This window comes from Pseudomonas helleri, assembly GCF_009600315.1.
Classification (GTDB): Bacteria; Pseudomonadota; Gammaproteobacteria; order Pseudomonadales; family Pseudomonadaceae; genus Aquipseudomonas; species Aquipseudomonas helleri_A.
Genome location: NZ_WIWC01000069.1, coordinates 1 through 8,944, shown reverse-complemented (window position 1 = coordinate 8,944; position 8,944 = coordinate 1). Strand labels below are relative to the sequence as shown.

Here is an 8,944-nt window from a genome sequence, read left to right as displayed (position 1 = left end):
ATGTGTCGTATTAAAAAGTGTTCGCTATGTCTCCGAACATTCTGTTCGCGATGTCCCCGGTCCATACAGGGAGAGGGCTGGGGTGAGGGTTTGGGAAACTAACTCGACGCAAACAAATACCCCTCTACATCCATCCCCGCATCACGCATTTGCGCCAGCTTGTAGCGCAACGTTCGCGGGCTGATACCCAACCGCTCAGCCGCTTCCTTGCGCCGCCCGCGCTCGTTGCGCAGGGTGTCGATAATCATCTGGAACTCACGACGGCGCAGGTCTTCACCCAGCGCCCCGGCTGAATCACCCACATCCACCGGCAAGGCTTCAGCCAGCACCGGCAAAGGTGCACAGGCAACCGGCCCGGACAGGCAAAAATCGGCCGCTTCGATCAAACCGCCCTGCTGCAAAATCAGCGCGCGCTGCAGCGCATTGTCCAGTTCACGCACGTTGCCGGGCCACGGGTAGCCCGTCAGGGTCGCTTTGGCCTGAGGCGAGAAACGCACCGTGGTGTGTTTCATTTTGCTGATGTGTCTGGCCAGCATCCGCTGCGCCAACGGCAGAATATCCGCCGTGCGCTCGCGCAAGGGACGCCAGGCCAACGGGAATACTGAAAGCCGGTAAAACAAATCTTCACGGAAACGCCCCGCCGCCACTTCGGCGCCAAGGTCACGGTTGGTCGTGGCGACCACCCGAATATCCAGCACAATCGGCTTGCGCCCGCCCACTCGCTCCACTTCGCGCTCTTGCAACACCCGCAGTAACTTGGCCTGCAAACTCAGGGGCATTTCGGAAATTTCGTCGAGCAACAGCGTGCCACCGTCCGCCTGCTCGAACTTGCCCGCCTGCGCCGCGATGGCGCCGGTAAACGCCCCCTTTTCATGACCAAACAACGTGGCTTCTAGCATGTTGTCGGGAATGGCTGCACAGTTGATCGCAACAAACGGCTGCTCGGCACGACTCGAATGCTGATGGATATAACGTGCCAACACCTCTTTACCCGTGCCCGACTCGCCCGAAATCAATACCGTCGAATCACTGCGCGCCACCCGGGCCGCCAATGCCAGCAACTGCACACTGGCCGGCTCAACCGCCACCGGGCCGAGCGTGTCGACCACACCCAGACTGCCCAGCGCATGGCGAGCCACCAGATCAAGCAACGCCTTGGGCTCAAACGGCTTCACCAGATAATCGGCCGCCCCTTGGCGCATCGCATCAACGGCGCGCTCAACGGCACCGTGGGCCGTCATCAATAGCACCGGCAACTGCGGCTGACTGGCCCGTAGATGGCTGAGCAATTGATGACCATCCATTCCGGGCATATTGACGTCGCTGACCACCAGGCTGAATGACTGCTCGGCAACCGCCAGCAACGCCTCTTCAGCCGAAGCCACTGCATGAAAACCATGACCGGCCAACAGCAGCGTGTCCACCAGCGCCTCACGCAAGGCAGGGTCGTCTTCGACCAACAGGACTTTGATGCTCATGACCATCAGTTGTGCTCCGTCGGGCCGGGGATCAACGGCAAGCTGATCAGCGCACAAGTGCCGCGTCCCAACCGTGAACGCAGGTGCAACTGCCCTTGATGCGCCCGCACTACAGCATTGACCACCGCCAACCCCAACCCGGTGCCCGTGGCTTTGGTGGTGAAAAAAGGTTCGCCCAGTCGCTTGAGAACGTCGGTCGCAATGCCGCTGCCACTGTCACTCACGCACAGGCGCAACACCGGGCCGCGCGCGTACAGGTGAACCTTGAGCAGCATCTGAGGCGTACCGGCTTGCAGGGCGTTTTCAATCAAGTTCAGCATCGCACCCACCAGCGTGTCTCGATTGCACAGCAGCTGCCCCTCATGAACATCACACTGCCAGCGGATGGCCACCCCCTGAACATGGGTCTGCGCGGCCGACTGCAGCGCTTGCAGCAAAGCCGAGGGCGATAGCCTGTCGGTCAATGGCAATTCACCTCGGGCAAACACCAGCATGTCGCGCACCTGATGCTCCAGTTCATGCAGCCGCTCTTTGAGGCGCCCGGCAAAACGCTGCTGGGTCTGCACCGGCAACTCTTGCTCAGTCAAATGACTGGCGTAGATCAACGCCGCGGACAAGGGCGTGCGAATCTGGTGGGCCAGCGAAGCCACCATGCGCCCCAGTGACGACAGGCGTTCATGGCGCGCGAGCTGATCCTGCAAGCGGCGGGTTTGCGTCAGGTCATTGAGCAACACGAGCTGCCCCGGCTCCGCATCCAGCGAACGGGTGGCAATCGACAGACGCCGACCATCCTTGAGCGACACTTCATGACCATCATCTTCACGAGGCGCAAAGCAGCGGGTAATCACCTGCCGCCACAACTCGCCCTGCAGCGGCTCACCCAGCAGTTCAATGGCGGCCGGATTGGCCTCGCGCACATGACCGCGATCATCAATAACGATGACCCCGCCCGGCAACAGATCAAGGAGGTTTTGCAGCCGATTGGCCAGCCGTTCTTTCTCGGCCAGCTCGGCCATGCGCTGAGCACTGACCACCGCCAGCTCACCTTTAAGCTCGGCCACCCGAGCTTCCAGCAGGCTGTAGGAATCGGTCAACTGAGTCGACATTTCGTTGAACAGCGAGAACGCTTGCTCCAGACCTTCGCGACGCACTGGCTGCGTCGCAAGCGGGAGGCCCGACCCTGCAAGATCAGGGGCCGAGGCGTGTTGGGCGGTATGGGGCATGAGGCATTCTCGCTTGGCTGACCGTCATAAAACGGTTCGTTACACCAAGCAAAGCAATACCCGTGCCTGAACACCGCGACCCTGACTTAAAGGCTGAGGGTCAATCTTCGAGCTGCTCTTCGCCTTCGCGACGGCTCATGCCGTATTTGCGCATTTTTTCGACCAGGGTGGTCCGTCGAATGCGCAGGCGTTCCGCCGCCCGTGCAACGATGCCATTGGCATCGTCCAGCGCTTGCTGAATCAACCCTTGTTCCAACCCGCCAAGGTAATCCTTGAGGTCAAGCCCTTCGGGCGGCAGCATTGCGGAGGAGCTGAAATCGGGCACGCTGTTATTGATCGCCACCCGCTCCTCCATTTCACTGAACATCGGGTCCGTGGCCTGCTGCTCGTCATCGTCGTCCACGTAACGGAATTTTTTCGGCAATTCAGCGACCCCGATCACTCCATACGGATGCATGATCGCCATGCGCTCGACCAGATTGGCCAGCTCTCGCACGTTGCCCGGCCAGGCGTGTCGGCATAACGACATGATCGAGACGGAGTTAAAGCGAATCGAACCGCGCTTTTCGTGCTCCATGCGCGAAATCAGCTCGTTCATCAACAACGGGATGTCTTCGACGCGCTCGCGCAACGGCGCCATTTCGATCGGAAAGACATTGAGGCGGTAGTACAAGTCTTCGCGAAAAGCGCCGACTTCAATCATGCTTTCAAGATTTTTGTGGGTGGCGGCAATAATGCGCACATCCGCGCTTTGGGTCTTGTTGCTGCCCACACGCTCAAAGGTGCGTTCCTGCAAGACGCGCAGCAGCTTGACCTGCATCGGCAATGGCATATCACCGATTTCATCAAGAAACAGCGTACCGCCATTGGCCAGCTCAAAACGCCCGGCACGGCTGGTGATGGCGCCGGTGAAGGCACCCTTCTCATGGCCGAACAATTCGCTTTCGAGCAGTTCAGCGGGAATCGCCCCGCAGTTGACCGGCACAAACGGTGCGTCGCGGCGTTTGGAATGGTAATGCAGGTTGCGCGCAACCACTTCCTTGCCGGTGCCGGATTCGCCAAGAATTAACACGCTGGCGTCCGTATCGGCCACTTGCTGCATCATTTGGCGCACGTGCTGAATGGCCCGGCTGGTGCCGACCAAGCTGCGAAACAGGTTGGGTTCACGGTGACGGCCGCGCTCGCGGGCCTTGTCGTACATCTCGCGATAGACCTGAGCTCGGTGCAGGGAGTCGAGTAATTTGCTGTAGCTGGGAGGCATTTCAAGGGTAGACAGCACGCGGCGGCGTTGGTCTTCAGGCAACTCTGCCGAAGAAATTTCACCTAAAAGCATCACGGGAAGGAACTCATCCCACTCTGCCACTGTCCTAAGCAAGCTCGAAATGCCGCCAGGGATATTTACAGCGCCTACCAGCACACACAACACCTCGCGACTGGAGGTCAGGTCACTGACATCTTGTTCCCATGCGTGGCTGGTGCTGGCTAAATTTTCTTCACCCAGAAAATTTAGAATCACCGCCAGATCACGGCGGCGGACGCTATCGTCATCGATCAGCAGAATTTTGGTTTCACGCCACATGCAATAGCAACTTCCCTAGTCAGCTCAATACCCCGGATGGCAGGGTATTATTTAGCCGTCCTACCCAGTTGGGTATGTATGACGACTGAAACAGGATACAGCACTAGTTAAGTCATAAACTTGAACACAGTCAAATTTATGGCGCACTGCGTCAATAAACCACACATTTCTTATGCCTTAACCGAATAGATGGTAAACCTTTGATGCATTTTTTGCTTGGTTGATCTGAGACATTTGATCGACCAACTGCTGACGCTCGCCGGTCGCCGCCTCCAGCAGCATGCGATAAACCACCAACAACCCCTCCAGATTCTCGCGCAATACCGCCTCGTCCACAGGTGCTTCATCCAGAACGCTTTCGACCGACTGGCGACAGGCTAAATCCAACTCACCAATAGCCTCCCAATTACGCTCTGCCAGGGCATCGATCAGCGCATCACGGGTTTCTTGAATTCGTTGCAGCTGGCTCATAACGCACTCCTCAGACTCTCAGGCTTGATTATTCAGGCGCGATCTCATCCCAGCCGCTTTTAACTGTGATCAGCAGGCGTGCCACTTCGTCGATGATCGCAGGATCGTTTTTCAGGTTGGCTTGAAGCAGGCGCGAGCCCATGTATTCGTACAGGTCATCCAGCTGACGAATCGAGGCCGGATCTTCGGCCTTTTTCTCATCCAGCCCCTGACGCAGCCCGACAATGATGTCGATGGCCTTGCCGAGCAATTCGCCTTTTTGCGCAATATCTCCGCGCTCCATAGCCCCTTTGGCTTGCGCCATGCGATCAAGCCCACCCTGCATCAGCATTTGTACCAGCCGATGGGGGCTGGCCTCGGAGATTTGAGCGTGGGAATTGACCTTCTGGTACTGGCGAAGGGCTCTCATGGGATTCATGTGTCTACCTCGGAACAGGGACCGCTGGAAAAATAAGCGTTTGAAAAAAACGCCTTAAAAGACGCCACTCTGTTGTATGTCGACGTGACGACACAGAACTTGAGGGCTGCTTATCAGGTCGATTTAGGATTGTTCAGCGAGTTCAGCGTGGTCATCATGCTGGTGGCCGACGCCGTGATCTGAGCGACCAGGGTGTCCATCGCGTTGTATTTGGCCATCAACGACAGCTGCAGGCTGTCCATGCGAGTTTCCAGCGCTGTCTGCTGCTTGGTCAGATCATTGAGATTATTGGTCAAACTGGCGGAACGCGCCGCGAGAATGCCGGTATTGCTTCGCGCATAGTCGGCCGTCGAGTTTTGCAGGCGCATCAACAAGCCTTTGTCACCGGTGAAGATGCTTTTGAGATCCGACGCATTGGTCGCCACTGCGGCATCCCACTTTTTGTCGTTGATTTCCAGCAAGCCCGACGTCTGGTTGGTGCTCACACCAAACTGCGCCAGCGACTTCAATTCGCCGGTGCCCGACATGGCATTCAGCTCATTGCGCAATGTAGACGTCAGGGTGCGCATGGTGGCGTCCCCGGTCAACGCGCCTGCGGTCTGCGTGCCGTCTTCACTCTTGGTGACTTTGGTTTCGGCATTGATCGCCGTCAGCAAGGCGTTGTACGTGTCCACAAAGCCCTTGACTGCCGACTTCAGCTGAGTCGAGCTGGTGGACACCGACACCGTGGTCGCGGCGCCGCCGGTTGCGGTTGGCGCTATCAGCTGAAGACTGACACCACTGATCGCGTCGGCAATATTATTGGTCTTGGAGACCATTTCGATGCCGTCGATGCTGTACAGGGCGTTTTGTGGCGGGTCGATCACTTTGAAAGCGTCTTCCAGGCCACTGTTACCTTCCAGACTGAGGTCGCTGCCCTCGCCCATGGTGGTCGTGGTCAAAACCATGCGCGAGCCGGTGGCGTCGGTCAGGATGTTGGCGCTGATGCCCTTGGCGCCGTACTGGCTGTTGATCGAGTCGCGCACCTGTTGCAAGGTCGCCCCGGCCGGCACGCTGACATCAAACTTGGTGTCGCCCTGCTTGATCACCAGATTGCTCGGTGTGGTACCCGCGTTGACCACCGAGCTGGCGCCTTTCTCGTAGACCTTGGTGGAGATCTTCGAAGCGGTGGCCAATTGCTCGACCTTTAAGGCAAAGCTGCCGTTGGACGCGCTGCCGCTCAAGGTCACCTTGGCGGTTTTTTCATCCGACGAGGTGGCGGTCAACCCGCCAAAAATGGTGGTGGTGTTCATCGTGGCCAAGGCCGAGCGGAAATTGCTCAAGGCCGACTGGACTTTGCCGATGGACGACAGCGTGGTGGTTGCTTTCAGTGATTGGTTGTTGATTTGTGTTTGCTTGGGCGCTTTTTCAGCCGCAACCAACGACTTCACAATCGCCTGAGTATCGACGTTCGAACCGATACCGCTAACCGTTGTACCTGCCATCATCCTTCTCCTTATCCAGTGGCTGCTGTTTTGTTGACGAACAACGCCTCAAGACAAACAGCAACAAATTTCGTGCCAGCTCAGGCCTTGCTTTGAAACATCAGGCTGTTGGCATTGGTCAAACTTTGCGCCAGTTTCAGCGCGGCTTCCGAGGGAAGCTGACGGATCACTTCACCACTGTCTGTGGCAATCACCTTGACCACCACCACGCCGGTGGAGTCATCGATGGAAAAATCCAGATTGCGCTGAGTCGATTGCACAAACTCACGAATATCCGTGACGGCTTTCTCCAGCTCATCGCGCTGGGGGATACGGCCCGCCTCAACGCTTTCGGCCTTGGGCTGAGCGTTGGCAGCCGCCGCGTTCAGCACCGGAACCTGCGGGGAGTAAGCGTGGTTCAGCTTGACACTCATGTCCATGACGCTGCCCTCTTCACTGAAAACACAAAAGGGCGCGTAAACGCGCCCCTCCGTTTGTTACCAAGCGCTGGAATTACTGAAGCAGTTTCAGTACAGCGGATGGCAGCTGGTTAGCCTGGGACAGGATTGCAGTCGAAGCCTGTTGCAGGGTTTGTTGCTTGGTCAGTTGAGCAGTTTCCGAAGCGAAGTCAACGTCCTGGATCGCGCCACGTGCTGCAGTGGAGTTGTCCGAGATGCTGCGCAGGTTGGAAACAGTGCTGTCGAAACGGTTTTGCACGGCACCCAAGTCAGCACGCTGGGAGTCGATGTTGGCGATCGCCTGAGTGATAACGGCGATGGCGTCTTGTGCGCCAGCAGCGGTGGTTACGCTGGTGTCGGCGATGGTGGTTTTTTTCGAGCTGGCTGTTGTGTCAGCGGCACCGCCGAACAAACCTTTAACGCCATCACCACTCAGCGAGTAACCTTTGGCCGAATCCAGCGATACAGCGCCGGTTGCAATGATCTTGCCGCCGACCGCAAGTGCAGTTGCATCATCAGCGTACTTACCGGACGCATCCTTGGTGTTTACCGACAGACCCGCCGCACCGCTAGCGGCCTCACTAGTGAACTCAAAGTTCTCGCCCGAGTCGGACTTGATCGACAAAGTCTTAGCGCTGCTATCGTAGTTAACGCTGATACCCAGCTTGGCGGCGTTGGAGTTGAGCTGATCAGCCAGGCTGTCCAGATCCGTTACGTTAACGAAGTCAACGCTCTGCTCACCCACTTTCAATTTGAAGTTCGCAGACGCAGCAGCGCTGGCTGGTGCGGTGTCGGACAGCGTCAGCTTGGCTTCAGTGCTTGCTGTTGCTGCCAAGCCTCCAATGGCGCCGTTCATTTGATTGGCGATTACTTTGGCAGAAGCACCAGCTTTCACTGTAATGTCGGCAATCTCACCGCCACCCGAGATCTTGATTGCGCCACCGGCTACGCCAGTGCCATCCGGCTTGATCGCTGCCGATTTGATCTGCTGCGAACCAATGCTGCTCGCCGACACATCACCCATGGTCATGTTGATGGTCTGGTTGGCGTTGGCACCGATCTGGAAAGCGGTGGTACCGAACGAGCCGTCCAGCAGGTTCTTGCCACCGAAGGTGGTGGTGGTTGCAATACGGGTCAGTTCCGAAGTCAGTGCCGCGTACTGGGCGTTGTTCGACTTGCGGTCTTCTGCACTCAGGGAACCGTTGGCAGACGACAGGGCCAGGGTACGCATGGTTTGCAGAATGTTGGTGGATTCCTGCATTGCGCCTTCAGCGGTTTGCGCAATGGAGATACCGTCACCGGCGTTCTTGATCGCTGTGCCCAGGCCGTTGATCTGGCTGGTCAGACGGTTGGAGATTTGCAGGCCAGCTGCGTCGTCTTTAGCGCTGTTGATACGCAGGCCGGAAGACAGGCGCTGCATGGAAGTCGACAGAGCCGTCGAGGATTTGTTCAGGTTGTTCTGAACGTTCAGCGATGCAAGGTTGGTGTTTACGGTTAAAGCCATGACGAAATCCTCACTGGGTAATTACTGCGGCTTCCGGCCCTGGCAACCGCCGGGTGTGGCCTAGAGAACCTTCGTAATAGTTATCGTCGTCAATGCAGGTTGCTTGAGGGCTTTTTTGGATTTTTTTAATGGCCGGGGGCCATCCCTTGTATTTCAGGGGGTTAGCCCGGGGTTTTAGTCATAGGTATGGCCGGAAAACGGCCCTCACCCTAGCCCTCTCCCAGAGGGAGAGGGGACTAAAAGCAAAAGCAGATATGCGCAACGACACCGATCAGTCCCCTCTCCCTCCGGGAGTGTATGGACCGGGGACATCGCGAACACTTTGTTCGGAGACATAGCGAACAGTTAGC

8 protein-coding genes are annotated in these 8,944 nt (G+C 57.5%); all 8 read right to left on the bottom strand.

Translation table 11 applies throughout. The annotated features are described in order from the left end of the window. Positions 1-98: 98 nt before the first annotated feature. The 8 genes from GHN86_RS22600 to GHN86_RS22565 all read right to left on the bottom strand — a co-directional run bounded on the left by GHN86_RS22600 (position 99) and on the right by GHN86_RS22565 (position 8,594). On the bottom strand, positions 99-1,478 hold the full coding sequence (locus GHN86_RS22600) for a sigma-54-dependent transcriptional regulator (protein WP_153382975.1): 1,380 nt from the start codon (positions 1,476-1,478) through the stop codon (positions 99-101). A 5-nt stretch (positions 1,479-1,483) separates the two neighbouring features. After that, on the bottom strand, positions 1,484-2,584 hold the full coding sequence (locus GHN86_RS22595; protein WP_228385021.1) for a sensor histidine kinase: 1,101 nt from the start codon (positions 2,582-2,584) through the stop codon (positions 1,484-1,486). Between the two features lie 217 nt (positions 2,585-2,801). Beyond that, entirely contained in the window at positions 2,802-4,280 is a 1,479-nt protein-coding gene (locus tag GHN86_RS22590) for a sigma-54 dependent transcriptional regulator (protein WP_153382979.1), read from the bottom strand. 177 nt (positions 4,281-4,457) lie between these two features. Next, positions 4,458-4,751, bottom strand: a complete 294-nt coding sequence (locus tag GHN86_RS22585) for a flagellar protein FliT (RefSeq protein ID WP_153382981.1) — start codon at positions 4,749-4,751, stop codon at positions 4,458-4,460. Between the two features lie 28 nt (positions 4,752-4,779). Continuing rightward, positions 4,780-5,169 carry a flagellar export chaperone FliS gene (gene fliS / locus GHN86_RS22580; RefSeq protein ID WP_153382984.1) on the bottom strand — a complete coding sequence of 130 codons (390 nt, stop codon included), beginning with the start codon at positions 5,167-5,169 and terminating at the stop codon, positions 4,780-4,782. Between the two features lie 113 nt (positions 5,170-5,282). Then, entirely contained in the window at positions 5,283-6,653 is a 1,371-nt protein-coding gene (gene fliD, locus GHN86_RS22575) for a flagellar filament capping protein FliD (RefSeq protein ID WP_153382986.1), read from the bottom strand. Positions 6,654-6,733: 80 nt separating this feature from the next. Beyond that, positions 6,734-7,072 carry a flagellar protein FlaG gene (locus GHN86_RS22570; RefSeq protein WP_153382988.1) on the bottom strand — a complete coding sequence of 113 codons (339 nt, stop codon included), beginning with the start codon at positions 7,070-7,072 and terminating at the stop codon, positions 6,734-6,736. Positions 7,073-7,145: 73 nt separating this feature from the next. Continuing rightward, positions 7,146-8,594 carry a flagellin gene (locus tag GHN86_RS22565; RefSeq protein WP_153387355.1) on the bottom strand — a complete coding sequence of 483 codons (1,449 nt, stop codon included), beginning with the start codon at positions 8,592-8,594 and terminating at the stop codon, positions 7,146-7,148. Positions 8,595-8,944 lie beyond the last annotated feature (350 nt).